Genomic DNA, 24,037 nt, shown 5'->3' with positions numbered 1-24,037 from the left:
AACCGCAGCCGAGACGATGGAGGGCACCGATGACCGCCCCGATCCCCGAGGAGCGCGACGAGCCCCTGCTCGACGCCGATCAGCAGCCGCCCGGCGAGCACGGCAGCGAGCTGCCCGACGGCCAGGAGCCGTCGCCCGCCGAGGAGGACGTCCGCGAGGAGAACGCCGAGACGTCGTTCCCCGAGCCCAGCCAGTGACCGATCCCGATCAGCGAGCGACAGGAGCCGGCGCATGAGCGAGACCAACCCCGAGCAGGTCGAGAACGAGGCCGACGAGTACGCCCCCGAGGAGCCGGAGTCGCCCGACACGGGCACCGTCTACGAGGGCGCGACCGGCGAGCCCGCCGCCACCCCGAACGACGAGACCCCCGACGAGGAGGAGCCGGCGTGAGCGACCAGACCCCCGAGGGCGTGGCCGACAGCGCGCCCGGCACGCCGCTGCGCGAGGACCAGCCGGCGGCCCCCACCGACGCCGACCGCGAGCCCCGCGGCGAGGTCGACGAGGCCCACCTCGAGGAGCCGGTCGCCGGCTCCGAGGCCGACCACCGGCACGGTGACCGCCCTGAGTGAGCCGAGCGCGCACGAGCCCGACCCGTTGCACGGCCGGTTCGTCGTGGTCCCCGCGGCGTACGTCTTCCTGCTCCGCGACGGCTCCCGCGGCACCGAGGTGCTGCTCCAGCTGCGCCGCGGGACCGGCTACATGGACGACCACTGGGCCGCCGCGGCCGCCGGCCACGTCGAGCGCGGCGAGACGGCGTACGCCGCCGCCCACCGCGAGGCGCGCGAGGAGCTCGGCATCGACGGGCTCGACCTGACCTTCGTGACGGCCATGCAGCGCACCGCCCACGACCTGCCGATCGACGAGCGGGTCGACTTCTTCTTCACCGCCCGCACCTGGACCGGTGAGCCCCGGGTGGTCGAGCAGGACAAGGCCGCCGACCTGCGGTGGTGGCCGCTCGACGCCCTGCCCGACCCCGTCGTGCCGCACGAGGCGGCCGTGTTGCGGGGCATCCGGTCGGGTACCAGCACGCCGTACTCGACCTTCGGCTTCGACGAGGAGGACTGATGTCCGACCAGACCGACACCGGGACGGGGGAGCTCGCTCCCATGCCCGACCCCCAGATCGAGCCCGGCGAGCCCAACCCGGGCGGCGCCGACGCGGTCGAGGAGCCGGTCGCGGCCGCCGACGAGCGGACGATCCCGGACCTGACCCCGGCCGAGAACCCGGCCATCGACGACAGCACGCCCGACACGCTCCAGGAGCAGATGTCGGGCTCCGAGGACACCTCCACCGAGGCGACCGAGGCCAGCCCGGCCGAGGCCGGCGCGCAGGACGAGGGCGCCGCCGAGCAGGGGAAGGCGGAGTGAGCGACCTGCCCGGGGAGCCCCCGGTCGACCCCGACCTCGCCGAGCCGCTGCGCGCCTCGAATCCCAACGCCACCGGGCCGCAGGGCGCCGCGGGCGGGATGGGCGTCAGCTCCGAGCGGGTCGGCCACGCCGGCCCCGGCCAGACCAGCACCGACGGCGTCCGCGACAACTCCGTCGCGGAGCCCGGGGACGAGACGGGCAACGAGGCGGACGCGGACGACGTACCTCCCGAGCAGTCAGCGGGCGGCCCGGAGGCCAACCCCGACCCCGTACGGCCCAAGGCCGGCTACCCCTCGAAGGACCCGCGCTCGGCGGACCACCCCTTCGACGCCAAGCCCGACCTCTGACCGCCCTCTGACCGCCCGCTGACCGACCGCTGACCGACCGCTGACCGAACCTCCCGGCGTCCGCCGGGAGGTTCGGCCGCGTCACGGGCGGGTAGACACCGGCCATGCGCAGCCGCCTCCGCGAGGGCGTCGGCCCCTGGATCATCAGCGTCCTCGCGCTCCTCACCGCCTCGGTGGTGTGGTGGGCGGTGACCGAGGGCGACGCCCGGGTCCTGCCCGGCCCGACCCGCCCCGGCCCGACGTCGGCGGAGGACCCGGCGGAGGACCGGGCGCCGGACCCTGCCGACGACCCGTGCTTCGTCATCACCTCCGCCGCGCTGTCCGGGTGGACCGGCACCGACATCGACGTCCCCGCCGGCGACGGGACCGCGGAGGACTTCCGCTGCAACGGGGTGCGCGACTACGAGGACCCGCACGCCGTCGAGTGGCGGGCCCGGCCGCTGTTCGGCTCCTGGGCCGACGAGGTGCGTGTCGCCACGGTCTACGAGGAGGACGGCCGGTGGGTGGACCTCCCCGGCGGGCAGGTGCTGGTGCACCGCGGGGTCGCGCTCGGCGACCGCTACGTCACCGGGCTGACCCGGGTGGGGACGGGCACGGTGCTCGAGGTCGAGGTCACCGCGGTCACCTTCGGCGTGCCGGACGAGCGCGCGGACGTCCCCTACTCGCGGATGGAGCGGATCGTCACCGGCATCGCCGGGGCCTACCACTCCTGGGCCGCGGCAGGCTCCTGAGACCCGCCGGCCCGGGCGGCCTCAGCCGCAGGCGGGCGCCGCCGGCAGCGGCGCAGGCACGCCGAGCGACGGCATGCCCAGCGAGACCCCGGAGGGCGCGGCCGGGGCGGCGGTGCGAGCCTCCCAGGCGTCGCCGGAGCGGGTACGCCGCACGGCCAGCACGCGGTCGGCGACCAGGTGGTGGGGCGCGGCGTAGGTGACCTCGGCGGTGACCATGTCCCCGGGTCGCGGCGTGCCCAGCCGGGGGTCCGGGGCGGCGAAGTGCACCAGCCGGTTGTCGGGCGCGCGGCCGGAGAGGCGCAGCGTCTCGGCGTCCTTGCGGCCCTCGCCCTCGGCGACCATCAGCTCGACGGTGCGACCGACGATCGCCTTGTTCTCCTCCCAGGCGATCTCGTTGACCAGGTCGGCCAGCCGGCCGTACCGGTCCTTGACCACGTCGGGCGGGACCTGGTCGTCGAGGACAGCGGCCGGGGTGCCGGGGCGCTTGGAGTACTGGAAGGTGAAGGCGCTGGCGAACCGCGACTCGCGGACCACCCGCAGCGTCTCGAGGAAGTCCTCCTCGGTCTCACCGGGGAAGCCGACGATGATGTCGGTGGTGATCGCGGCCTCCGGGATCGCGGCACGGACCCGGTCGATGATCCCCAGGAACTTCGAGGACCGGTAGGAGCGGCGCATCGCGCGCAGCACCCGGTCCGAGCCGGACTGCAGCGGCATGTGCAGGCTCGGCATCACGTTCGGGGTCTCGGCCATCGCCTCGATGACGTCGTCGGTGAACTCCGCGGGGTGCGGGCTGGTGAACCGGACCCGCTCGAGGCCCTCGATCTCCCCGCAGGCGCGCAGCAGCTTGGAGAAGGCCTGCCGGTCGCCGAACTCCACGCCGTAGGCGTTGACGTTCTGGCCCAGCAGGGTCACCTCGGTGACGCCCTCGGCGACGAGCGCGCGGACCTCGGCGAGGATGTCGCCGGGGCGGCGGTCCTTCTCCTTGCCGCGCAGCGCCGGGACGATGCAGAAGGTGCAGGTGTTGTTGCACCCGACCGAGACCGAGACCCACGCGGCGTACGCCGACTCGCGCTTGGTGGGCAGCGTGCTCGGGAAGACGTCGAGGCTCTCCAGGATCTCGACCTGGGCCTCCTGCTGGACCCGCGCCCGCTCCAGCAGCACCGGCAGCGAGCCGATGTTGTGGGTGCCGAAGACGACGTCGACCCACGGCGCGCGCTCGGTGATCGTGGTGCGGTCCTTCTGCGCCAGGCAGCCGCCGACGGCGATCTGCATGCCGGGCTTGGCGGCCTTGACCGGCGCGAGGTGGCCGAGGTTGCCGTAGAGCTTGTTGTCGGCGTTCTCCCGGACCGCGCAGGTGTTGAAGACGACGACGTCGGCCTGCTCGCCCGTCGGCGCGGCGGCGTACCCGGCACCCTCGAGCAGGCCGGTGAGCCGCTCGGAGTCGTGGACGTTCATCTGGCACCCGTAGGTGCGGACCTCGTAGGTGCGGGGCGTCGACATAGCGTCTCCCAGGGTACGGCGCGGCGCGCGGCGCCGCGGAATCCCGCGTCGGCCGAGGTCACGATCGGGTTCCGGTCGGAGGCGCCCCAGCGCCAGACATGGCCCGGTCGTGGCAGGAGTGAGTAGTCTCCAGCGACATGACGACACGCCGTACGACGGAGGGTTCCGCCGAGCCGCTGGTCGTGCTGAGCCACGTGGACAAGTGGTTCGGCGACCTGCACGTGCTCCGCGACATCGACCTGACCATCCACCGGGGTGAGGTCGTCGTCGTCATCGGCCCCTCCGGGTCGGGCAAGTCGACCCTGTGCCGCACGATCAACCGCCTCGAGACGATCGACAAGGGCACGATCAGCCTCGACGGCGAGCCGCTGCCGCAGGAGGGCAAGGCCCTGGCGAACCTGCGCGCGGAGGTCGGCATGGTCTTCCAGAGCTTCAACCTCTTCGCCCACAAGACGATCCTCGAGAACGTCACCCTCGGCCCGATCAAGGTCCGCGGCCAGAAGAAGGACGCCGCCGAGAAGCGGGCCCTCGAGCTGCTCGACCGGGTCGGCGTCGCCCACCAGGCCGCGAAGTACCCCGCCCAGCTCTCCGGCGGCCAGCAGCAGCGCGTCGCGATCGCCCGCGCCCTGGCGATGGAGCCCAAGGTCATGCTCTTCGACGAGCCGACGTCGGCCCTGGACCCCGAGATGATCTCGGAGGTCCTCGAGGTGATGGTCGACCTGGCCCAGCGGGGCATGACGATGGTCGTGGTCACCCACGAGATGGGCTTCGCCCGCACCGCTGGTGACCGGGTGGTCTTCATGTCCGACGGCGCGATCGTCGAGGAAGCAGCGCCCGAGCAGTTCTTCACCAACCCGCAGAGCGATCGGGCCAAGGACTTCCTCGGCAAGATCCTCAAGCACTGATCCATCCACGGACCACGAGCCGGACCCCCGGCTCGGCAGAAGGAGAGAACATGCGCATGACCCGAACCAAGGCTGCGGTCGCAGCCATCGGCCTCGCGCTGTCGCTCGCCGCGTGCGGCGACGCCGGGAGCGATTCCGACGGACGCGACGTCCAGGCCGAGGAGAACGCCGCCGACAAGTTCGAGGACGGCACCCGGATGAAGGAGCTCGCCGAGGCGGGCACCATCAACGTCGGGGTGAAGTACGACCAGCCTGGGCTCGGGTTCATGGACGCCGCGGCCGACATGCCCTCCGGCTTCGACGTGGAGATCGCCAAGCTGCTCGTCGCCGACCTCGGCATCGACCCCAACGACACCTCCAAGGTGAAGTACGTCGAGACCGTCTCCGACAACCGCGAGCCCTTCCTGGAGAACGGCAAGGTCGACCTGGTCCTGGCGTCGTACTCGATCACCGACGACCGCCGCAAGGTCGTCGGCCAGACCGGCCCCTACATGGTCACCGGCCAGCAGCTGCTCGTCCCCGCGGACAGCAACGTGGAGGGTCCCGAGGACCTCCAGGGCAAGGAGGTCTGCTCGGTGACGGGCTCGACCTCGATCGACAACATCAACGCCGCGGGCATGAAGGGCGTCGGCTTCGACAGCTACTCCGAGTGCGTCGAGAAGGTCCTGGACGGCACCGTCGAGGCGATGTCGACCGACGGCTCGATCCTGATGGGCTACGCCGCCGCGAACGAGGGCCAGCTCAAGGTCGTCGGCGACGAGTTCTCCGAGGAGCGGATCGGCGTGGGGTACTCCAAGGACTCCCCCGAGATGTGCGAGTGGATCAACGAGGTCCTGACCGAGTCCTTCGAGGACGGCTCGTGGGCCGAGGCCTTCGAGGTCACCCTCGGCAAGTCCGGCTCCGAGACCCCGGAGCCGCCTGTGCTCGACGAGTGCGCCTGATCCTGCACGTCCGTGACCGGGGCGGCTCCCAGAGCCGCCCCGGTCCTTGCACCTGAGAGGGGACCGCCGGTGAACGTCGTCCTCGACAACCTCGATCTCGTGGGGTGGGCCTTCGCCCACACCGTGCTGCTCTTCGTCTTCTCCGGCGTCCTCTCGATGCTGCTCGGCACCGTCCTCGTGGCGATGCGGGTGGGGCCGGTCGCCGTGCTGCGCCGGGCCGCGGCCGTCTACGTCGCGCTCGTGCGCAACACGCCGCTGCTGATCGTGCTGATGTTCTTCCAGTTCGCCGCTCCCAAGATCGGCATCACGTTCAACTTCATCAGGGTCGAGTGGGGCGAGATCTCGATGACCTCGTTCTTCGCCGCCGCGGTCGTCTCCCTGACGCTCTACACCTCCGCCTTCGTCTGCGAGGCGCTGCGCTCCGGCGTCAACGCCGTACCGCTGGGCCAGGCCGAGGCGGCCCGATCCATCGGGCTGCCGTTCGCCGACGTGATGCGCGAGGTGGTGCTGCCGCAGGCGCTCCGCGCGTCGGTGCCGCCCCTGGCCAGCGTCCAGATCGCCCTGCTGAAGAACACCACCGTCGCCGGCGTCTTCGGCGTCGCCGAGGCCTTCAACCAGATGCGGGCCTTCACCAACAACTTCTCGAGCGAGCGCTTCGGCATCTTCGTCGCCTTCGCCCTCATCTTCGTCGTGCTGGTCGAGATCGTGTCGTTCTTCGCCAGCCGGCTCGAGCGACGCTGGAGGATCGCCTGATGCCCGCGAGCGTGCTCTTCGACGATCCCGGCCCGCGCACGATCGCGCGGCACCGGATCTACTCCGTCCTCGGCTCGGCCGCGGTCCTCGCGCTCGTCGCCTTCGCGCTCTGGCGCCTCTACGACACCGGGCAGTTCGCCTATGAGAAGTGGGAGGTCTTCCTGACCCCCCGCTACGTCGAGGCGCTCCTCGTCAACGGGGTCACCGAGACCCTGAAGATGGCCTTCAGCGCGATCATCGGCGCCGTCGTCCTTGGAGTCGTGCTCGGCGTCGCGAAGCTCTCCGACCACGGGTGGGTCCGCTGGCCGGCCTGGGCCGCGGTCGAGTTCTTCCGGGCCGTGCCGGTGCTGCTGCTGATGATCCTGATCTACTTCAGCTACGGCATCACCCGCGGCGACTCCGGGTCGTACTGGAGCGTGGTCTTCGCGCTCACGCTCTACAACGGGGCCGTGCTCGCGGAGGTCTTCCGCGCCGGCGTCAATGCGGTGCCGAAGGGGCAGGCCGAGGCGGCGTACGCCCTCGGCATGCGCAAGACCCAGGTGATGACCGTCGTGCTGCTCCCGCAGGCCGTGAAGATCATGCTGCCGGCCATCATCAGCCAGTGCGTGGTGGCGCTCAAGGACACCAGCCTCGGGTACGCCGTCGGCGCGCCCGGCCTCACCGCGGTCGGCAAGTCGATCTTCCAAGGCTTCGCCAACCACGTCCCCACGCTGATCGTGATCGGCACGATCTACATCCTGCTCAACCTGGTGCTGACCTGGATCGCGACCCTCGTGCAGAAGCGGTTCGTCGGGGAGAAGAAGGTCCTGGACGTCCCGATGGTCGGCGAGGCCAAACCCGACCGCTGACGCCGGGCCCGTCCCTGCAGGCGGCGCCGGCAGGCGGCGCCGGGGTCAGTCCCGGCGCCGGGATCAGTCCCGGCGCCGCGGCGAGACCCAGAGCCGGATCACGCCCTCGATGACGACCGTGCCGTCGTCGCGGGTGCCGCGGACGCGGACGGGCAGGTCAGCGCCCTCGTCCGGCAGCCCGGTCCACTGCTCGGGGTCGGTCTCGGCGACGCAGGTGATGTCGCTGGTGGCCTTGGCGGTGTAGCTGACGTCCATCCCCTTCGGGATCCACCGCTTGTCGGCCGGCACGGTCGCCTCCGCGAGCGCCCCCATCGCCGCCTCGAGGCCGTTGCACAGCGCGATCGCGTGGACGGTCCCGAGGTGGTTGTGCACCCGCTTCCGCTTCGGGATGACCAGCGCGGCCCGGTTCGGCCCGATCTCGGTGAACCGCGGCCGGATCGTCGCGAAGTACGGCGCCTGCCGCGCGAACAGCGCCGAGAACGTCCGCGCCCCCAGGCTCGCCCCCACCAGCGGCAGGCCCGTCGTCGTACGCCACATCGTCAGCACTCGGCTCATGGGGCCGACGTTACCGGACGGTAACTCGGGTTGGCCGCGGGGCATGTAACGCAACGTTCGCCGCTCTTCCTGCACGTTGCAGCGTGCAGATGGAGCGGCGAACGGTCCGTTACAAGGGCGGCCGGGCCGCGCGGAGGCCGGCGGATCAGGCCAGCGAGAGGAAGAACTTCTCCAGCTTGGCCAGCTCCGGCTCGCCGACGTCGGCGCCGTCGACGACGCTCTGGCGCAGCTCGGCCGCGACGAGAGCGAAGCCGGCGCGGTCCACGGCGCGGGAGACCGCCTTGAGCTGGTGGACGACCGCCTCGACGTCGCGGCCCTCCTCGATCATCCGGAGCACGCCGCCGAGCTGGCCCTGGGCGCGCTTGACCCGGTTGACCACGGGGGTCAGGTCCACCTCCTGCACGGCGGGCACGAGCGCGACGCCCGGCTCGGGCGACGGGGACGGCGACGGGGACGAGGACGAGGACGAGCCGGCGTACGGCTCGCCCCGGCGGTCGAGGTCGTTCACGACGAGGCCTTCCACGGGTGCGGTGCAGGGTCGCCGGGGCCGAGCCCCCGCCCCGGGCAGGCGGGGGTTCGCCCGCCGGTGACTGGACAACGCCGCAGCCCCGGACGGGGTTACGCCGGCGCGAGCACCTCCACGCGGTTGCCGTGGGCGTCGCGGGTGTGGAAGCGCTGGTAGGCCGGGAAGGTGTGCCGCTCGGCCCAGTCCACCGCGAAGCCGGCCGCCTCCAGCGAGCCCCCGAGCCGCTCGAGCTCGGCCGCGTCGCCCACCACCAGGGCGGGGTGGGCCTTCCGCGCGGGCGCGAACGGCTCCTCGACGCCGACGTGGATCTCCGCGCCAACCTCCGCACCAACCTCAGCGCCGCCCTCCCCCACCGCCCGGAACCACGCCCCGCCGCGGCCGGCGAGGTCCGGCGGCTTGGGCACCTCGACCATCCCGAGCCCGTCGCGCCAGAACCGGCGCGCGGCGTCCTCGCCGCCGACCGGGCAGGCGACCTGCACGTGGTGGAGCCGCATCAGCGCACCCCCGCCTTCCGCGCGACCACGAAGACCCGACGGAAGGGCAGCACCACGCCCCGCGGCCCGGGCGGGTACGCCGCCCGCAACCGCGCCTTGAACTCCTCCTCGAACCGCTCCCGCAGGTCGTCGGGCAGCGCCTGGAGCGTCGGGCGGGCGCCGGTGCCGGAGACCCAGGCGAAGACCGGGTCGGGGCCGCGCAGCACGTGCAGGTACGTCGTCTCCCAGGCGTCGACCTCGCAGCCGAGCCCCGCGAGGAGGTCGAGGTACGTCGCCGGGTCGTGGCTGTCGGGCACCGCGACGCCGCGGGTGTGGGCGGCGTACGGCTCCTCCGCGGCGAGCTCGCGGCGGAGGGTGTGGCTGGGCCCCTCGAAGTTGCCGGGGACCTGGAAGGCCAGCCAGCCGCCGTCGGCCACCTGGTCGAGCAGCCGCGGCAGCAGGTCGAGGTGCTCGGGCAGCCACTGGAGCGTCGCGTTCGAGACCAGCACGTCGACCGGGGCGTCCGGTCGCCACGCGCGCAGGTCGCCCACGTCGTACCGCACGCCGTCGCCGCGCTCACGCGCCCGGGCGACCATCTCGGGGCTCGCGTCGAGGCCGTGCACGTCGGCAGCCGGCCAGCGCTCGCGCAGCAGCGCGGTGAGGTTGCCCGGCCCGCAGCCGAGGTCGACCACCGTGCGCGGATCGGTGGCGCCGACCCGGGCGAGCAGGTCGAGGAACGGGCGGCCGCGCTCGTCGGCGTAGGCCAGGTAGCGGTCGGGGTCCCAACGGTGCGGTGTGGTCATGGGCCCAGCGTGCTCCCGAATTATCTTGACGTCAAGATTCTCGACCTCCGCTACAGTTCTCGCATGCAGGACGAGGTCGACGAGCTGGTCGAGGCGTGGGCGCGCGAGCGCCCCGATCTCGACTTCGACGCCGTCGCGGTCTTCAGCCGGATCTCGCGGCTGGCCCGCCACCTCGACCTCGCCCGACGCCAGGCCTTCACCGAGCACGGCATCGAGACCTGGGAGTTCGACGTCCTCGCCGCGCTGCGCCGCGCGGGCGCGCCGTACGAGCTCTCCCCCGGCCGGCTCCTGCGCGAGACGCTCGTGACGAGCGGGACGATGACCAACCGGGTCGACCGGCTCGCCGCGCGCGGCCTGGTCGAGCGCTACCCCGACCCCGACGACCGGCGCGGGGTGATCGTGCGGCTCACCGCCGAGGGCAAGACCGCCGTCGACGGCGCGTTCACCGCGCTGCTCCGCGCCGAGCAGGGCCTGCTCGCCGACCTGCCGCCGGCCGAGCGGCACCAGCTGGCCGACCTGCTGCGTCGGCTGCTCGCGCCCTTCGCCTGAGGCGTAGGCCGGCGGGCGGGCCTACTCCAGGACCTCGGCCGCCTCGAGCCACTCCAGCTCCAGCTCCTCCTTCTCGGCGGCGAGCTCCTGCAGCTCGGCGCTGAGCCGGGCCAGCTGGGTGTGGTCCTGGGCGTGCACGAGCACCTCGGCGTTGAGCTCGGCCTCGCGCTCGGCGATCCGCTCGAGCCGCTTGTCGATGCGGTTGACGGCCTTGCGGGCCGCCCGCTCCTCGGCGCCGCCGACCTTGGCCTTGGCGGACGCCGGCTCGGGGTCGGTGCTGGTCGGCACCGCGATGCCCTCCAGGTGCAGCGCCGCGGCCCGGCGCTCGAGGTACTCATCGACGCCGCGGGGCAGCATCGAGACCTGGCCGTCGCCGAGCAGCGCCCACACCGAGTCGGTGACCCGCTCGAGGAAGTAGCGGTCGTGGCTGACCACGACGAGCGTGCCGGGCCAGCCGTCGAGGAAGTCCTCGAGGACGTTGAGCGTCTCGATGTCGAGGTCGTTGGTGGGCTCGTCGAGCAGCAGCACGTTCGGCTCGCTCAGCAGCAGCCGGAGCAGCTGGAAGCGGCGCCGTTCCCCACCGGAGAGGTCGCCGATCCGCGCGGTCAGCCGGTCGCCGGTGAAGCCGAACCGCTCCAGCAGTGCGGTCGCGGTCAGCTCCTGGCCCTCCAGGGTCTTGGTGAGCCGGCGGATGGACTCCACCGTGGGCAGCACGCGGCCGTGGGGGTCGAGGTCGTCGAGCTGCTGGGTGAGGTGCTGCAGGGCGACGGTGCGGCCGCGCTTGACCTTGCCCGCGGTCGGCTCGAGCTCCCCCGCGAGCAGCGCGAGGACCGAGGTCTTGCCGGCGCCGTTGACCCCGACCAGGCCGATCCGGTCCCCCGGGCCGATCCGCCAGGTGGCGTGGGACAGCAGCCGACGCTCGCCGCGGACCAGGTCGACGTCCTCGACGTCGATGACGTCCTTGCCGAGCCGCTGGGTCGCGAAGCGCTCCAGCTCGAGGCGGTCCCGCGGCGGCGGGACGTCCTCGATCAGCTGGTTGGCGGCGTCGATGCGGAACTTCGGCTTGGAGGTCCGGGCCGGCGGGCCGCGGCGCAGCCAGGCCAGCTCCTTGCGGACGAGGTTCTGCCGGCGGATCTCGGAGGCGGCCATCTGGCGCTGCCGCTCGGCCTTGGCGAGCACGAACGCGGCGTACCCGCCCTCGTAGGCGTCGACCTGGCCGTCGTGGACCTCCCAGGTCCACTGGCAGACCGCGTCGAGGAACCACCGGTCGTGGGTGACGACGACGAGCGCGGAGGAGCGGGCGGCGAGGTGCTGGGCCAGCCAGGCCACCGCCTCGACGTCGAGGTGGTTGGTGGGCTCGTCGAGCACGATCAGGTCGTGGTCGCCGAGCAGCAGCGCGGCCAGCGAGCAGCGGCGCCGCTCGCCGCCGGAGAGGCCCACGACCGCACGGTCCAGCGCGACGCCGGCGAGCAGCACCTCGACGATCTCGCGGGTGCGGGCGTCGGCGGCCCACTCGTGGTCGGAGCGGCCGCCCAGCACGGCCTCCCGCACGCTGTGGGTGTCGTCGAGCTCGTCGCCCTGGTGGAGGTAGCCGACCAGCAGCCCGCGCTGGCGGGAGACCCGGCCCTCGTCGGGCTCCTCGATGCCGGTCATCACCTCCAGCAGCGTGGTCTTGCCGTCGCCGTTGCGACCGACGATGCCGATCCGGTCGCCGGCGCCGATGCCGAGGGAGACCTCGCTGAGCAGCGGGCGCACGCCGTAGGACTTCGAGACGCGCTCGAGGTTGAGAAGGTTGCTCATGGGATCAGGCGTACTCCACCAGGTGGGCGCCGGCCACCGGTCCGTTGGCGACCAGGACCCGGGGGTGGTCCTGCTCGAGGGCTGCGGCGACCGACCGGGCGTGGTCGGCTGACTCGCAGAGGAACACGCACGTCGGGCCGGACCCCGACACGAGCCCGCGGAGGGCACCCACGCCCTGCCCGCGGTCGATGAGCTCGCCGAGGTCGGGGCGCAGGTCGATCGCGGGCAGCTGCAGGTCGTTGTGGAGCACGTCGGCCAGCCGGTGCGGGTCCCGGGTGGCGAGCGCGGCGAGCAGCGCGTCCGCGCCGCACGGCTCGGGCGCGGCGTCGGGGAACATCGCGTCGAAGTGGCGGTAGACCGCGGGCGTGGACAGGCCCTCCTGGGAGGGGACCACCACCCACCACCAGGTGCCGTGGTCGGCGACCGGCTCGACGAGCTCGCCGCGGCCGGTGCCGAGGGCGGTGCCGCCGAGCAGGGCGAAGGGCACGTCGCTGCCGAGCTGGGCGGCGATGGCGAGCAGGTCCTCATCAGGGGTGCGGAGGTCCCAGACGCGGTCGAGCGCCACGAGGGCCGCCGCGGCGTCCGCGGAGCCGCCCGCCATCCCGCCGGCGACCGGGATCGCCTTGACCACCGAGACCAGCCCGGAGACGCGGATCCCGTGGTGGGCGGCGAGCAGCGTGGCGGCGCGGTCGACGATGTTCTCGCCGTCCGCGGGGAGGTCGTCGGCGTCGATCCAGTGCGGCAGCGCCATCGAGACGCCCCAGCCGTCGGCCAGGGTCGCGGTGACGTCGTCGCACAGCCCGACGGCGTGGTAGACGGTCGTCAGGGGGTGGAAGCCGTCCGGGCGGGGCGCGCCGACACCGAGGTGGAGGTTGATCTTCGCGGGGGCGCGGACGGTCACCGCGCTGGTCAGCGTGCTCACGCGCCCCCCGCCCCGGGCAGGGCCTCGGCGATCCGGGCGAAGTCCTCGACGGCCAGCGACTCCCCGCGCGCCAGCGGGTCGACCCCGGCGTGCCGGAGCGCGACGTCGACGGCCTCGGCCGAGCCGGCCAGCCCGCGCAGCACGCCGCGGAGCGCCTTGCGCCGCTGGGCGAAGGCCGCGTCGATGACGGCGAAGACCTGCTCGCGCGTCGCGGTGGTCGTCGGCGGGTCGCGCCGGACCCAGGCGACCAGGCCCGAGTCGACGTTGGGCGCCGGCCAGAAGACGTTGCGGCCGATCGAGCCGGCGCGGCGGACCTCGGCGTACCAGGCGGCCTTGACCGACGGGACGCCGTACACCTTGGAGCCGGGCTTGGCCGCCAGCCGGTCGGCGACCTCGGCCTGCACCATCACCAGGCCGCGCTCCAGCGAGGGCAGCAGCGCGAGCAGGTGCAGCAGGACGGGGACCGAGACGTTGTACGGCAGGTTGGCCACCAGCGCCGTCGGCGGCGGCCCGGGGAGCTCGGTCACGCGCATCGCGTCGGCGAGGACGACCTCGAACCGGTCGGCCTGGGCCGGCGCGTGCTCGCGGATCGTCGCCGGCAGCGCGTCGGCGAGCCGCTCGTCGAGCTCGATCGCGATCACGCGGCCGGCGACCTCGAGCAGCGCCAGGGTCAGCGAGCCGAGGCCGGGGCCGACCTCGAGGACGACGTCGTCGGCGGTGATCGCGGACTCCCGGACGATGCGGCGCACGGTGTTGGCGTCGATGACGAAGTTCTGCCCGCGTTGCTTGGTCGGGCGGAGGTCGAGGGCCGCGGCGAGGGAACGCACGTCCGCCGGCCCGAGGAGCCTCGGACCGGCGGAGGTGTCAGACATGGCGCTCAGGTTACTGAGGCAGCCCGAGCGACTGTGAGCAGTGGGGCCAGGAGCCGTACCCACCGGTCGCCGCGCGGACCTTCTCGGCGATCGCGATCTGCGTCTCGCGGGACTGCTGGTGGGGGTAGCCGGGGCCGCCGTACGCCCGCCACGTCGCGAGCGAGAACTGCAGGCCGCCGTAGTAGCCGTTGCCGGTGTTGATGGCCCAGTTGCCGCCGGACTCGCACTTGGCGAGGGCGTCCCAGACCGTGCCGCCGGAGGCGTAGTTCGGCGCCACCGGGGCCTCGGGCTCCGGCTCCTTGGTGCCGACCTTGACGATCGCGTCGACCGGGCGACGGGTGACCTTCGCCAACTTCTCGACCCGGCGGACCAGCTCGCCGTTGCGGTAGGTCAGGCGGTACGTCACGTTGCGCGCGCCCTCACGGCCGGCGCGGACGGTCTCAGTCCGACCCTCGAGCATCGAGTCGTCCTCGCGCCGGGTGGTCTCGAAGCCGATCGGCTCGCCCTTGACCTTGCGGTTCACGACGCGGACGTCGGTGAAGACGATCCGGTCGCCGTCCTCGATCTCGGCGTCGAGGCCGGGCTTGGTCTCGTCGCGGCCCTCGACCTTGACGCCGAGCTCCTCGAGCGCCTCGGAGACGGTGAGCGCGGTGACGGTGCGCTTCTTCCAGTCCTTGGCGCCGAGCTTGACCTTCAGCTTCTTGGGGGTGACGACCTCGAGGGCCAGGCCCTCACGGTCGATCGAGCCGCCGCGGCTGACCGAGAGGTCCGCGCCGCGGAAGTCCCGGCCGATCTGGCCCAGGGCGCCGGCGACCTGCGTCGCGGTCACCCAGTGGGTCGAGGTGTCGCCGTCGACGGTGAGCTCGATGGGGCGGGCGAAGCGAACGGAGATCTCCATCCCGTCGCGCACCTCCTCCTCGAGGCCGGGCGCGACGTGGTCGCGGGCCGAGACCTCGACGCCCTGGTCCTCCAGGACGTCCTCCACGGTCGAGGCCAGCGAGCTGACGTCCTGCGCCTCACCGTCGAGGCTGAGGGTCACGGACTTGCTGAGGGCCGAGTAGCCCAGGGTGCTCCCGGCGACCGCCAGGGCGACCACGGCGGCGAGCACCATGAGGACGGGGCGGCTGCGGCTGGACCGGCTCACCCAGTGTGCGATCTTGCTACGCACGATTCTCCGAACGTCGTACTCCCCGGGTCTCAGGCAGCCGTGCGCACCCCCCGGAGCCGCTCGGAAGCGGCCCCCGTCGGGCCCGGGTCGCGACGTCGGAAAGGCTTCCCCACCCCTCGTCGTCCGCGTCCCGCGCACTGGCGTGATCGTTCCCGATCCCGGCCATCAGTCACCCAGCACAACAGGCTCGGCGGGTGTTCGCAAACCCTCGTCCACCGTTGTGGGGAGGCTCTCAGCCTGATTTTCGGGTCCTCTCGGGGTCCAGAAGTGCCGTTTCGAGCCGCCAGAAGTGCCGACTCGAGGCGGCAGAAGTGCCGACTCGGCGGGGTCTCGGCGGGGTCTCGGCGGGGTCTCGGCGGGGTCTCGGCGGGGTCACCAGGGGCCGCCGAAGGCCTCCTCGGTGGTGGCGTCCAGGGCGATGCAGAGGTCCTCGAGGTCCTCGCCGCGGACCTCGGCCATCGCGCGCACGGTGATCGGGACGAGGACGGGGGCGTTGACCCGGCCGCGGTAGGGGTGCGGGGTGAGGTACGGCGCGTCGGTCTCCACCAGCACCCGGTCGCGCGGGGCGACGACGAGCGCCTCGCGCAGCGGCTGGGCGTTCTTGAACGTCACGGTGCCGGCGAAGGAGAGGTAGGCCCCGCGGTCCAGGCAGGCGCGCGCGAAGGCGGCGTCGCCGGAGAAGCAGTGCATCACCCAGCGCTCGGGCGCCCCCTCCTCGTCGAGCACGCGGAGCACCTCCTCGTGGGCGTCGCGGTCGTGGATGACCAGGGTCTTGTCGAGCCGCTTGGCCAGGTCGATGTGGCGGCGGAACGACTCCACCTGCACCGCGCGGCCCTCCTCGCCGGTGCGGAAGTGGTCGAGCCCGGTCTCCCCGACCGCGCGGACCTTCGGGTGGGCGCCGGCGAGCGCCTCGATCTCGGCCATCGCGGTGTCGAGGTCGGTGCCCTGCTCGGCCAGCCGCGGCGCCTCGTTGGGGTGCAGCGCGACGCCCGCGACCAGCGCGTCGTACGTCGCCGCCGCCTCGACCGCCCAGCGCGCGCCGGGCAGGTCGCAGCCGATCTGGACGATCCGCGGGACGCCGACCGCGGCGGCCGCCGCGATCGCGGCGGGCACGTCGGCCGCGGCCCCGTCGCGGGTGATGTCGAGGTGGCAGTGGTTGTCGACGACCGGCGCCGGCAGCGGGTCGGGGGCCGGCGGCCGCTCGTCGGGCGCTCGGCTCACGTGCCGGCCACCCGCTCCAGGATCGCCTCGGCGAGCGCCTCGGGGGCGTGGGTGGGGATCCAGTGCGAGACGCCCTCGAGGACGACGAGCTCGTAGTCGCTGCGGCAGTAGCGCTCAGTCAGCTCCACGCCCTTGCGCGCGAGCGCGACGTCGCCGTCGCTCCACACCATCGTGGTCGGCACCTGGATCGAGTGGCCCATGACCGAGCGGTCCGAGAGCGGCAGCCCGCGGTACCACCCCAGCGCGTGGGGCAGCGCGCCGTCCTCGACGACCTCGCGGTGGACCCGGGCGACGTCCTCCTCATCCATCCCGGCGTTGCGCAGGAACCGCTCGAAGACCCGGCCGCCGCCGACCTGGGCGCTGAGCTCGGCGACGCGGGGCAGCTGGAAGAGCAGCATGTACCAGCTGCGCAGGGCCTGGTCGGAGCTGGTCATCGCCGCGGTGAAGGCCGCGGGGTGCGGCACCGAGACCGCGGTGAGCGTGCGGATCAGCTCGGGGTGCTGGCCGGTGAGGGCCCAGGCGACGTTGGCGCCCCAGTCGTGGCCGACGAGGTGGACCGGGCGGCCGATGATGCGCACCAGCGCCTCGACGTCGCCCACCAGCAGCTCGACCTTGTAGCTGGACCGGCCCTCGGGCCGTGCGCCCGGGGAGTAGCCGCGCTGGTCCATCGCGTAGGTCCGCAGGCCGGCCGCGTGCAGCAGCGGCTCGACGTGGCGCCAGCTGGTCGCCCGCTCGGGGAAGCCGTGCAGCAGGACGACGGGGTCGCCGTCCTCGGGCCCGCTGTCGTGGACGTCGAAGGTCAGGCCGTCGTGGTGGAACCGCTCCAGGCGTGCGCTCATGACTTCCCCTCTTTCCGATGGACCAGGTCGTACACCTCTCGCTTCGGCACGCCCGCCAGGCGGGCCACCTCCACGATCGCCTCCTTGCGGGTGGTGCCGCCGGCCTCGCGCTCGGCGACGGCCGCGCGCAGGCTGGCCGGGTCGTCGCCGACGAGCGCGGTCGGCACGGCGCCGGCGACCACCAGGGTCACCTCGCCCCGCACGCCCTCGGCGGCCCAGGCGACCAGCTCGGCGAGCGGTCCGCGGCGGACCTCCTCGTGGGTCTTGGTCAGCTCGCGGCACACCGCGGCGGCCCGGTCCGCGCCGAAGGCCTCGGCCATCGCGGCCAGCGCGGCCTCGGTGCGGTGCGGGGCCTCGAAGAAGACCATCGTGCGCTCCTCCGCGGCCAGCCCGGCGAGCCGACGCGCCCGCTCGCCCGCCTTGCGCGGCAGGAACCCCTCGAAGCAGAACCGGTCGACCGGCAGCCCGGAGACCGCGAGCGCGGTGAGCACCGCGGAGGGGCCCGGCACGGCGGTGACGTGCACGTCGTGCTCGACGGCCGCGGCGACGAGGCGGTAGCCGGGGTCCGAGACGCTCGGCATCCCCGCGTCGGTCACCAGCAGCACCCGCTCGCCGGCGAGCAGCGCCTCGAGCAGGGCGGGGGTGCGGGCGGTCTCGTTGCCTTCGAAGTACGACACGACGCGGCCGCCGATCGTCACGCCGAGGTCGGTGGTCAGCCGCTTGAGGCGGCGGGTGTCCTCGGCGGCGACCACGTCCGCGGAAGCGAGCTCCTCGGCCAGCCGGGGCGGCGCGTCGGCCACCCGCCCGATCGGGGTGGCAGCGAGGACGAGCACGCCCGAGGAGCCGGTCATGGGGCCGATCATCGCAGGGCGGGTGGAGCGGCCGGAGCGGGTACCGGGCCGCTGTGACGTCCTCCTCCACGCCCGCCCCGGCCGGCACCCGCTCCGGCACCCGAGCGGACACCGGCCCCGCGACCCGCGCGGACCTGGTCCGCCGCCTGGTGGTGACGGTCGCGGGGATCGCCTGCGTGACCGGCACCCTCGTCGGCACCGGCGTCGTCGGCACGCCCGTGGCCGACACCGCCGGCGGTGCGCTCTCCGACGACGCCACGCTGCTGGCCCCCGCCGGCCCCGCGTTCTCGATCTGGTCGGTCATCTACGCCGGCCTGGCGGCGTACGTCGTGTGGCAGTGGCTGCCGAGCCAGGCGGCCTCGCCGCGGATGCGGGCGACCGGGTGGCTGGCGGCTGCCTCGATGGTGCTCAACGCCGGCTGGCTGCTGGTGACCCAGCAGGACTGGGTCTGGGGCAGCGTCGTGGTGATCGTGGCGCTGCTGGCCGTGCTCGTCGAGATCGTCCGGCGGCTCCACCGGGACCCGGCGCGCTCCGCGGTCGAGGTCGTGGTGGTCGACGGGACCTTCGGGCTCTACCTCGGCTGGGTCGCCGTCGCGACCTGTGCGAACACCGCGGCGGCGCTCGCCTCCGACGACATCACCCTGCCGGCCGTGCCGTCCGCGCTGGTGGTCGTGCTCGTGGCCGGCGCGGGCGTGCTGGCCGCCTGGGCCCTCGGCGGCCGGTGGGCCGTCGCGGGCGCGATCGCCTGGGGCCTGGGCTGGCTGGCCTACGGACGGGTCGCGGAGAGCCCCGAGTCGACCCTCGTGGCGGTCGTCGCCGTCGTCGCGGCCGTGGTCGTGGTCCTCGCCGCCGTCGGGTGGCACCGCCGCTCCCCCGCCGCGGGCGCCCTCACCCGGGCCGGCCGGTGACCGGCTGGTCGCCCGGGCCCGGCGGCCTGGCCGCCCCGCCCGCGGCGCTCGCGGAGATGTGGGCCGAGCGGCACCTGTGCACGCTGACCACGCTGCGTCCCGACGGCCGCCCGCACGTCGTGCCGGTGGGCTGCGCGCTGGACCCGGAGTGGGACTGCGCCTGGGTGATCTCGGGGGCGGGCTCGCGCAAGGTGCGCAACCTGCGCGACCGGCCCGGCCCGGTCGCGGTCTGCCAGGTCGACGGCGCCCGGTGGTCGACGCTCGAGGGGACCGGCCAGGTCACCGACCGGCCCGACGACGTGGCACGGGCCGTGGAGCGCTATGCCTCCCGCTACCGCCAGCCGCGCGTGAACGCCGAGCGCGTCGCGATCCGGATCTCCGTCGACCGCTTCCTCGGCTCCGCGGGGCTGTTCTGAGCCCCGCCGCCCTGCCGCCCGGGGTGCGGGCCGGTCCTGCCGGCAGGTCGGTGCGGGCGCTCCCCCAGCGCGGGTCGAAGCGCACCAGGCCGGCGACCGCGAGCGCACCGAGAAGCACCCCGGCGAAGGTGAGGGAGGGCGCGAGCAGCGCCCAGCGCAGCAGCACGCCCTGGTAGCCGGTGAACGCCAGGTCGTCGCCGACCACCCGCGCCCGGACCTCCTCGCCCGGACGCGGCGCGGGGCCGCCGTACCGGTCGCTGACCTCGCCCCCGGCGCTGCCGGCGCCCTCCGGGTCCTCCCAGACCGCGTCGCAGGTCTGCGGGCGGCCCGGCGGCGGGCCGGTGCGGCACTCGGCGTCGGCGGGCACCTGCGCGACGACGACCCGCCCCTCGGCCCAGCCGCTGGCGGTGCCGTGCATGAAGAACCAGACCGGGCCCGCGAGCACGAGCAGCGAGACCGCCACGACCAGCAGGCCCAGGAGCGCCCGCACGAGGCGCGGGTGCGTGCTGGGCCGGAGCTGGATCGGGGCGGCTGGTGCGGGGGGTCTCACGCCCCGCATGGTCTCAGGACTAGACGTCGGCCGGGGCCGGTTCGGTCGGCGGCGTCTCCGGCGTCGGCACCGGGTTCGTCGCCGGGTCCGTGCTCGGCACGACGTCGGGGTCCGGGTCGGTCAGCGGCTCTGGGGTCAGCGGTTCGGTGGTCATGGCCGGTCCGGTACCCGCCCGACCCGGCCCCGACCCGGCCCCGACCCGGTGTCGGTCGGTGTCGGTCGGCCGGCCCGGGCCCTCCGGTCAGTCCCGCCAGGCGATGTTCGTCCGGGCGACGAGGTCGTCGACGACCGCCGCCAGGCTGCCACCGGCGCGTTCGTACGCCGCCCGCTGGCGGGGCGCGCCGCCCGCGGCGAGCACCCGCGCGACGCCGTCCTCGACCCGGTCGAGGTCCCCCGCGGCCTCGAGCTCCTCGCGCACGGTGGCGACGAGTGCCCGCAGCACGTCGCGGGCCGGCACGGGCTCGGCGGTGCAGGGGTCGAGCAGCCGCTCGGCCAGGCCGTAGCGGGCGGCCCGCCACTGCGCGGCGCGGACCAGCTCGACCCGCCACAGGTCCGCGGGCGGGTCGGTCGCGGCGTGGTCGGCTCGGCCCGTGCGGTCGGCGCCGGCGGCGACGTGGGTGACCAGCGCGCGGACGAGCGCGGCGACCAGGACGGCGTCGTCGGGGTCGGTGCACACATCGGCGACCCGGACCTCCACGGTCGGGTGGTCGGCGGAGAGCCGGGCGTCGAAGTAGAGCATCCCGTCGTCGCGGGCGGCGCCGGAGGCGATGAGCAGCCGGCTCACCTCGCGGTAGCGCTCGAGGGACCCGAACCGCTCGGTCGGGCCGGCGCTCGGCCACCGCGACCAGACCTGGGAGCGCCACGAGGCGTGCCGGGTGTCGCTCCCCTCGTGGTACGGCGAGTTCGCGCTGATCGCCAGCAGCGCGGGCAGCCAGGGCACCAGCCCGTCGAGGACGACGACGCCCTCCTCGGGCGAGTCGATCGCGACGTGCACGTGCATGCCGCAGGTGCCCTCGGGCCGGGCGACCTCGCCGTACCGCTCGCTCATGTCGAGGTAGCGGTCCTCGCGGGTGAACACCGGCTCGCCGCCCAGGGGGCTGGTGCCGACCGCGGCGGTCCACAGGTCGGCGGCCCCGGCCGCCTCGGCGGCGAGCCGGCGGGAGCGGAGCAGCTGCCGACGCAGGTCGTCGAGGTCGGCCGTCGGCTGGGTCTGCACCTCGACCTGGTGGCGGAAGAGCTCCTGGTCGAGCTCCGCGGAGCCCGCGGCGAGCACCTGGGGCGCCCGGGGCGCCGCCTCCCGGGTCTCCGGATCGATGAGGAGCAGCTCCTCCTCCACCCCCACGGTCCGCGGTTCCACCCGGCCACCTCGCTCCCGCTCGACGTCAGAGGTCCCCCGATACCCGCGGGCGGCCGGATCAGTAGTCCGCGAGCGTCCCGCAGCTCGAGCCGCCGGGGCCCTCGACGACCAACGCGGCGCCGTCGACGAGGGAGTCGAACGCCACGTCGTCGAGGGTGTGGTCGAGCCGGGCGCGACCGTCCTTGCCGACGGTGAGGTCGGGCAGCTCGACGGCGTCGTCGGCCTCACCGGCGTCGCTGCAGCGGGTGCCGGGGGTCAGCGAGACGGTCCACGTGCCGGGGTCCAGGTCGCGCAGGCGCGCCTCGACGCGGACGCCCTCGCCGTCGTCGCCGGCGGGGACGGCGCGGGCGGTCCCGGTCGAGGGGCCCTTGCCGCCGACCGGGGTCATCGTGGCGGCGACCTCCTGGTCGGAGCGGAAGGTGCCGGAGCCGTCGTAGCCCAGGATCACCGGCTCGGGCTCCGAGGAGCAGCCCGTCAGCACCAGCGCACCGACGACGGCCAGGGGCCCCGCCGCGCGCACCACCCGCCGGGAGGGCCGCATCAGGCGGCGTCCCCGCGACGGACCAGCGCGTCGGTGAGCATCGAGACCAGCGCCTCGAGCTGGACGTCGGCGCTGTTGGGCAGCTCGGAGTCGGAGCCGTCGAGCGCGCGGGCGGCGAGGCCGGCCTTGCTGTCGATGAGCTCGGCGATCCGGGTGTCGAGGGTCTGCGCGGCGATGATCCGCCACGCGGTCACCGGCTCCTCCTGCCCGATGCGGTGGATCCGGTCGATCGCCTGGGTCTGCTCGGCGTCGGTCCACGAGAGCTCGGCGAGCACCAGGTTGGAGGCGACCTGCAGGTTGAGGCCGACGCCGGCGGCGCTCAGCGAGCACACGACGATCTCGACCTCGGGGTCGTTGACGAAGTCGTCGATGTTGCGCTGGCGGGTCTTCGGCGTCTGGTCGCCGCGGATCGAGGAGTACCGGATGCCGCGGCGGGCGAAGGTGTCCTCCGCGACGTCCATGACGTCGACGTGCTTGGCGAAGAAGACGACCTTGCCGACGTTGCGCGCCAGCTGGGCGGCGTAGTCGGCGGCGAGCCCGGCCTTGGCCTGGCCGATGCGGCGCATCATGCCGAAGACGTTCTCCCCCGAGGTGTTGTCGGTGGTGTCCTCGCGCTCCCACGTCGCGACCCGGCGGACCAGCTCGTGGTCGATGCCCTGGACGGTCTGGCCCGAGGTGCGGGTGGCCAGCGCGGTGTCGTAGCGCTGGACCAGGCGGCGGGCGAGCTCGCGCTCGGCGGCCCGGATGGAGCGACCGGCCTCGTCGTCGAGCTCGACGGGCAGGTCCGCGACCCGGCGGGCCGGGATGTCGGCGGCGACGTCGACCTTGCGGCGCCGGACGATGCCCATGTCGATGACGCAGCGGCGGGCGGCGGGGTAGAACGGCGGGTCGGCCGGGGTGAGGCCGGTGTCCTCGAGGGCGTCCATGAGCCGGCCGAGCGGCCGCTTGTCGTCGATCCAGCCGAGGAACTGCCAGATCGCCCGGAAGTCCTCGATGTCGTTGATCAGCGGGGTGCCGGTCAGCGCCATCATCAGCGGGCGGCCGATGCGCTGGCGGATCCGGTCGGAGAGCTGGAGGACGTGCTGGGAGCGCTGGGAGGTCTTGTTCTTGATGAAGTGCGCCTCGTCGACGACCATCCCGCGGAACCCGAAGTCGCCGAGCCAGCCGACGTGGCGGTCGAGCACCTCGTAGTTGACGACCACGATGTCGGCGAACCCGTCGACGTTCTCCCCGTCGCCGTGGATGACGGTGACCGGGCGGTTGGGCACCCACAGCCCGGCCTCGCGGGCCCAGTTGGTCTTGACGACGTTGGGCACCACGACCAGCAGCGGGAATGCCTCGGCGGCCTGCGCGGCCAGCAGCGCCTGGGCGGTCTTGCCCAGGCCGGGCTCGTCGGCGAGCAGGAAGGTGCGGTGGCCGTTCGCGGCCGCGGCGACGAGCTGGGCCTGGTGCGGCATCAGCTCGCGGTCGCCGGGCAGCTTGACCTCGGCCCCGGCCTCGGCCGGGTCCGGGAGCGGCATGCAGGACACGGCGCCGCTGCCGGCGTACTCGAAGGAGCGGAAGAGCGGGCCGAGCAGCTCCCAGGTCGCCAGGCGCCGGGGGCGGCTGACCCGCGCCTCGGCGACGCTGAAGTCCGGCGGGAGGAACGGGTTGGCGAGCTGACGGGCGATGACCGACTGCGGGATCCGGCGCTCGGGGGCCGGCGCCGGGGCGAGCGCGTCGACCTCGGCCTCGGGCTCCGGCTCGGGCTCGAGGCCCGCGGCCCGCAGCATCCGCAGCTTCAGCTCCTGGGCGGAGTCCGAGACGTGGGCGTCCTCGGCCAGCAGCGAGAGCAGCGAGGTGTCGCGCGCCGTGGTCTTGGCGAGGATCGTGCCGATGCCGTCGAGCCGCTTGAGCTGCTCGGCCTTCTGCGCCTCGGTCTGCTCGGTGTCGGCCTTGACGCGGGAGCGCTCCTCGCGGGCGAGCAGCGCGACGACCTGGAACTTGGTGCGCGCGGACGGGCTGACCGTGCCGCGCTGGGCGCTGGCCTCGACCTCCCGCACGGCGCGGGCGAGGACCGGGATCAGTCCCTCGTTGTCGAGCTCGCGCGCACGACGGCGCGGGGCGTTGCGGGGCGCGCCGGTCCGGCGCTGGCCTCCTCGAGCCAAAGCCTTCTCCTCCCGGTGCCGTGCAGACGCACGGCGGGACACCGCCACCGCACGCGCTGCCGGCCGCTGCTGCGGGGGCGGGGCGACGCCCGATGAGTGGACGTCCGCACGCGGTGTGGATCGGGCGACCACCGGTCGGTGGCCGCG

General features: G+C 74.1%; 30 protein-coding genes. 14 read left to right on the top strand and 16 right to left on the bottom strand.

The genetic code is table 11. The features are described 5' to 3' along the window. The first annotated feature begins 29 nt into the window (after positions 1-29). The 7 genes from HPC71_RS03580 to HPC71_RS03550 all read left to right on the top strand — a co-directional run bounded on the left by HPC71_RS03580 (position 30) and on the right by HPC71_RS03550 (position 2,445). Entirely contained in the window at positions 30-197 is a 168-nt protein-coding gene (locus tag HPC71_RS03580; RefSeq protein WP_154613745.1) for a hypothetical protein, read from the top strand. Positions 198-231: 34 nt separating this feature from the next. Then, positions 232-390 carry a hypothetical protein gene (locus tag HPC71_RS03575; protein ID WP_154613744.1) on the top strand — a complete coding sequence of 53 codons (159 nt, stop codon included), beginning with the start codon at positions 232-234 and terminating at the stop codon, positions 388-390. Next, on the top strand, positions 387-569 hold the full coding sequence (locus HPC71_RS03570) for a hypothetical protein (protein WP_154613743.1): 183 nt from the start codon (positions 387-389) through the stop codon (positions 567-569). The genes HPC71_RS03575 and HPC71_RS03570 overlap by 4 nt, the downstream gene beginning before the upstream one ends. Next, entirely contained in the window at positions 553-1,065 is a 513-nt protein-coding gene (locus HPC71_RS03565; RefSeq protein ID WP_253943883.1) for an NUDIX hydrolase, read from the top strand. Before HPC71_RS03570 ends, HPC71_RS03565 begins: the two co-directional genes overlap by 17 nt. Next, a complete protein-coding gene (locus tag HPC71_RS03560) occupies positions 1,065-1,367 on the top strand; it encodes a hypothetical protein (RefSeq protein WP_154613742.1) in 303 nt (100 codons plus the stop codon). Before HPC71_RS03565 ends, HPC71_RS03560 begins: the two co-directional genes overlap by 1 nt. After that, entirely contained in the window at positions 1,364-1,714 is a 351-nt protein-coding gene (locus HPC71_RS03555) for a hypothetical protein (RefSeq protein ID WP_154613741.1), read from the top strand. The genes HPC71_RS03560 and HPC71_RS03555 overlap by 4 nt, the downstream gene beginning before the upstream one ends. Before the next feature lie 104 nt (positions 1,715-1,818). After that, positions 1,819-2,445 carry a hypothetical protein gene (locus HPC71_RS03550; protein WP_154613740.1) on the top strand — a complete coding sequence of 209 codons (627 nt, stop codon included), beginning with the start codon at positions 1,819-1,821 and terminating at the stop codon, positions 2,443-2,445. 21 nt (positions 2,446-2,466) lie between these two features. Here HPC71_RS03550 and miaB read toward each other — a convergent pair whose 3' ends face one another. Continuing rightward, a complete protein-coding gene (gene miaB, locus HPC71_RS03545; protein WP_154613739.1) occupies positions 2,467-3,945 on the bottom strand; it encodes a tRNA (N6-isopentenyl adenosine(37)-C2)-methylthiotransferase MiaB in 1,479 nt (492 codons plus the stop codon). A 137-nt stretch (positions 3,946-4,082) separates the two neighbouring features. Between miaB and HPC71_RS03540 the strand changes: the two genes are divergently transcribed. From HPC71_RS03540 to HPC71_RS03525, 4 genes are all read left to right on the top strand, one after another. Next, positions 4,083-4,850, top strand: coding sequence for an amino acid ABC transporter ATP-binding protein (locus HPC71_RS03540; RefSeq protein ID WP_154613738.1), 768 nt, complete (start codon positions 4,083-4,085; stop codon positions 4,848-4,850). Between the two features lie 56 nt (positions 4,851-4,906). After that, complete coding sequence (locus HPC71_RS03535) at positions 4,907-5,791, top strand: glutamate ABC transporter substrate-binding protein (protein ID WP_230083999.1); 885 nt, start codon at positions 4,907-4,909, stop codon at positions 5,789-5,791. 69 nt (positions 5,792-5,860) lie between these two features. Continuing rightward, positions 5,861-6,544 (top strand): amino acid ABC transporter permease, encoded by a 684-nt coding sequence (locus HPC71_RS03530; RefSeq protein ID WP_171896101.1) that lies wholly within the window; start codon positions 5,861-5,863, stop codon positions 6,542-6,544. Beyond that, positions 6,544-7,392: an amino acid ABC transporter permease gene (locus HPC71_RS03525; RefSeq protein ID WP_154613736.1), complete on the top strand. Its 849-nt coding sequence runs from the start codon at positions 6,544-6,546 to the stop codon at positions 7,390-7,392. Before HPC71_RS03530 ends, HPC71_RS03525 begins: the two co-directional genes overlap by 1 nt. Before the next feature lie 63 nt (positions 7,393-7,455). Here the strand turns inward: HPC71_RS03525 and HPC71_RS03520 are convergent, their stop codons facing one another. The 4 genes from HPC71_RS03520 to HPC71_RS03505 form a co-directional block, all read right to left on the bottom strand. Beyond that, positions 7,456-7,947, bottom strand: a complete 492-nt coding sequence (locus tag HPC71_RS03520) for a hotdog fold domain-containing protein (protein WP_154613735.1) — start codon at positions 7,945-7,947, stop codon at positions 7,456-7,458. Positions 7,948-8,092: 145 nt separating this feature from the next. Next, entirely contained in the window at positions 8,093-8,455 is a 363-nt protein-coding gene (locus HPC71_RS03515; protein WP_432806429.1) for a metal-sensitive transcriptional regulator, read from the bottom strand. Between the two features lie 110 nt (positions 8,456-8,565). Beyond that, complete coding sequence (locus HPC71_RS03510) at positions 8,566-8,967, bottom strand: VOC family protein (RefSeq protein ID WP_154613734.1); 402 nt, start codon at positions 8,965-8,967, stop codon at positions 8,566-8,568. After that, on the bottom strand, positions 8,967-9,749 hold the full coding sequence (locus HPC71_RS03505; RefSeq protein ID WP_154613733.1) for a trans-aconitate 2-methyltransferase: 783 nt from the start codon (positions 9,747-9,749) through the stop codon (positions 8,967-8,969). Before HPC71_RS03505 ends, HPC71_RS03510 begins: the two co-directional genes overlap by 1 nt. Positions 9,750-9,812: 63 nt before the next feature. On the opposite strand from HPC71_RS03505, the gene HPC71_RS03500 reads away from it, so the two are divergent. Then, on the top strand, positions 9,813-10,298 hold the full coding sequence (locus HPC71_RS03500) for a MarR family winged helix-turn-helix transcriptional regulator (RefSeq protein WP_154613732.1): 486 nt from the start codon (positions 9,813-9,815) through the stop codon (positions 10,296-10,298). Positions 10,299-10,319: 21 nt separating this feature from the next. Here the strand turns inward: HPC71_RS03500 and HPC71_RS03495 are convergent, their stop codons facing one another. The 7 genes from HPC71_RS03495 to rsmI form a co-directional block, all read right to left on the bottom strand. After that, complete coding sequence (locus HPC71_RS03495; RefSeq protein ID WP_154613731.1) at positions 10,320-12,098, bottom strand: ABC-F family ATP-binding cassette domain-containing protein; 1,779 nt, start codon at positions 12,096-12,098, stop codon at positions 10,320-10,322. 4 nt (positions 12,099-12,102) lie between these two features. After that, positions 12,103-13,020, bottom strand: a complete 918-nt coding sequence (locus HPC71_RS03490) for a 4-(cytidine 5'-diphospho)-2-C-methyl-D-erythritol kinase (RefSeq protein ID WP_171896100.1) — start codon at positions 13,018-13,020, stop codon at positions 12,103-12,105. Beyond that, positions 13,017-13,892, bottom strand: a complete 876-nt coding sequence (rsmA, locus tag HPC71_RS03485) for a 16S rRNA (adenine(1518)-N(6)/adenine(1519)-N(6))-dimethyltransferase RsmA (RefSeq protein WP_154613730.1) — start codon at positions 13,890-13,892, stop codon at positions 13,017-13,019. The genes HPC71_RS03490 and rsmA overlap by 4 nt, the downstream gene beginning before the upstream one ends. 10 nt (positions 13,893-13,902) lie before the next feature. After that, entirely contained in the window at positions 13,903-15,036 is a 1,134-nt protein-coding gene (locus tag HPC71_RS03480; RefSeq protein ID WP_284438253.1) for a resuscitation-promoting factor, read from the bottom strand. A gap of 396 nt (positions 15,037-15,432) precedes the next feature. After that, positions 15,433-16,281: a TatD family hydrolase gene (locus HPC71_RS03475; protein ID WP_171896098.1), complete on the bottom strand. Its 849-nt coding sequence runs from the start codon at positions 16,279-16,281 to the stop codon at positions 15,433-15,435. Beyond that, on the bottom strand, positions 16,278-17,120 hold the full coding sequence (locus tag HPC71_RS03470) for an alpha/beta fold hydrolase (protein WP_154613728.1): 843 nt from the start codon (positions 17,118-17,120) through the stop codon (positions 16,278-16,280). The genes HPC71_RS03475 and HPC71_RS03470 overlap by 4 nt, the downstream gene beginning before the upstream one ends. Further along, on the bottom strand, positions 17,117-17,971 hold the full coding sequence (gene rsmI, locus HPC71_RS03465) for a 16S rRNA (cytidine(1402)-2'-O)-methyltransferase (protein WP_154613727.1): 855 nt from the start codon (positions 17,969-17,971) through the stop codon (positions 17,117-17,119). Before rsmI ends, HPC71_RS03470 begins: the two co-directional genes overlap by 4 nt. Positions 17,972-18,024: 53 nt before the next feature. Here rsmI and HPC71_RS03460 point away from each other — a divergent pair, with 53 nt between their 5' ends. After that, positions 18,025-18,879 carry a TspO-related membrane protein gene (locus HPC71_RS03460; RefSeq protein WP_216656531.1) on the top strand — a complete coding sequence of 285 codons (855 nt, stop codon included), beginning with the start codon at positions 18,025-18,027 and terminating at the stop codon, positions 18,877-18,879. Continuing rightward, positions 18,876-19,295 carry a PPOX class F420-dependent oxidoreductase gene (locus tag HPC71_RS03455; protein ID WP_284438252.1) on the top strand — a complete coding sequence of 140 codons (420 nt, stop codon included), beginning with the start codon at positions 18,876-18,878 and terminating at the stop codon, positions 19,293-19,295. The genes HPC71_RS03460 and HPC71_RS03455 overlap by 4 nt, the downstream gene beginning before the upstream one ends. A gap of 569 nt (positions 19,296-19,864) precedes the next feature. On the opposite strand, the gene HPC71_RS21155 is transcribed toward HPC71_RS03455, so the two are convergent. From HPC71_RS21155 to HPC71_RS03440, 4 genes are all read right to left on the bottom strand, one after another. Next, positions 19,865-19,999: a hypothetical protein gene (locus HPC71_RS21155; protein ID WP_257866163.1), complete on the bottom strand. Its 135-nt coding sequence runs from the start codon at positions 19,997-19,999 to the stop codon at positions 19,865-19,867. Between the two features lie 87 nt (positions 20,000-20,086). Next, a complete protein-coding gene (locus HPC71_RS03450) occupies positions 20,087-21,202 on the bottom strand; it encodes a carboxylate-amine ligase (RefSeq protein WP_171896097.1) in 1,116 nt (371 codons plus the stop codon). Positions 21,203-21,260: 58 nt separating this feature from the next. After that, entirely contained in the window at positions 21,261-21,743 is a 483-nt protein-coding gene (locus HPC71_RS03445; protein ID WP_154613726.1) for a hypothetical protein, read from the bottom strand. Next, the gene (locus tag HPC71_RS03440) at positions 21,743-23,890 is read right to left on the bottom strand and encodes a DEAD/DEAH box helicase (protein ID WP_154613725.1); all 2,148 of its coding nucleotides are present in this window, start codon (positions 23,888-23,890) and stop codon (positions 21,743-21,745) included. Before HPC71_RS03440 ends, HPC71_RS03445 begins: the two co-directional genes overlap by 1 nt. Between the last annotated feature and the right edge of the window lie 147 nt (positions 23,891-24,037).

Origin of the sequence: Nocardioides marmotae (assembly GCF_013177455.1) — a bacterium.
Lineage (GTDB): Bacteria > Actinomycetota > Actinomycetes > Propionibacteriales > Nocardioidaceae > Nocardioides > Nocardioides marmotae.
Note: the sequence above shows the minus strand (reverse complement) of the source record. Positions and strands in the feature narration are given on the sequence as shown.

Bases quoted from the DNA above. Each gene is read 5' to 3' on its own strand.
- HPC71_RS03495 (WP_154613731.1), bottom strand. From the start codon at position 12,098: ATGAGCAACCTTCTCAACCTCGAGCGCGTCTCGAAGTCCTACGGCGTG.
- HPC71_RS03540 (WP_154613738.1), top strand. From the start codon at position 4,083: ATGACGACACGCCGTACGACGGAGGGTTCCGCCGAGCCGCTGGTCGTG.
- HPC71_RS03520 (WP_154613735.1), bottom strand. From the start codon at position 7,947: ATGAGCCGAGTGCTGACGATGTGGCGTACGACGACGGGCCTGCCGCTG.
- HPC71_RS03535 (WP_230083999.1), top strand. From the start codon at position 4,907: ATGACCCGAACCAAGGCTGCGGTCGCAGCCATCGGCCTCGCGCTGTCG.
- HPC71_RS03525 (WP_154613736.1), top strand. From the start codon at position 6,544: ATGCCCGCGAGCGTGCTCTTCGACGATCCCGGCCCGCGCACGATCGCG.
- HPC71_RS03500 (WP_154613732.1), top strand. From the start codon at position 9,813: ATGCAGGACGAGGTCGACGAGCTGGTCGAGGCGTGGGCGCGCGAGCGC.
- rsmI (WP_154613727.1), bottom strand. From the start codon at position 17,971: ATGACCGGCTCCTCGGGCGTGCTCGTCCTCGCTGCCACCCCGATCGGG.
- HPC71_RS03445 (WP_154613726.1), bottom strand. From the start codon at position 21,743: ATGCGGCCCTCCCGGCGGGTGGTGCGCGCGGCGGGGCCCCTGGCCGTC.
- HPC71_RS03505 (WP_154613733.1), bottom strand. From the start codon at position 9,749: ATGACCACACCGCACCGTTGGGACCCCGACCGCTACCTGGCCTACGCC.
- HPC71_RS03560 (WP_154613742.1), top strand. From the start codon at position 1,065: ATGTCCGACCAGACCGACACCGGGACGGGGGAGCTCGCTCCCATGCCC.
- HPC71_RS03575 (WP_154613744.1), top strand. From the start codon at position 232: ATGAGCGAGACCAACCCCGAGCAGGTCGAGAACGAGGCCGACGAGTAC.
- HPC71_RS03580 (WP_154613745.1), top strand. From the start codon at position 30: ATGACCGCCCCGATCCCCGAGGAGCGCGACGAGCCCCTGCTCGACGCC.
- rsmA (WP_154613730.1), bottom strand. From the start codon at position 13,892: ATGTCTGACACCTCCGCCGGTCCGAGGCTCCTCGGGCCGGCGGACGTG.
- HPC71_RS21155 (WP_257866163.1), bottom strand. From the start codon at position 19,999: ATGACCACCGAACCGCTGACCCCAGAGCCGCTGACCGACCCGGACCCC.
- HPC71_RS03470 (WP_154613728.1), bottom strand. From the start codon at position 17,120: ATGAGCGCACGCCTGGAGCGGTTCCACCACGACGGCCTGACCTTCGAC.
- HPC71_RS03550 (WP_154613740.1), top strand. From the start codon at position 1,819: ATGCGCAGCCGCCTCCGCGAGGGCGTCGGCCCCTGGATCATCAGCGTC.
- miaB (WP_154613739.1), bottom strand. From the start codon at position 3,945: ATGTCGACGCCCCGCACCTACGAGGTCCGCACCTACGGGTGCCAGATG.
- HPC71_RS03510 (WP_154613734.1), bottom strand. From the start codon at position 8,967: ATGCGGCTCCACCACGTGCAGGTCGCCTGCCCGGTCGGCGGCGAGGAC.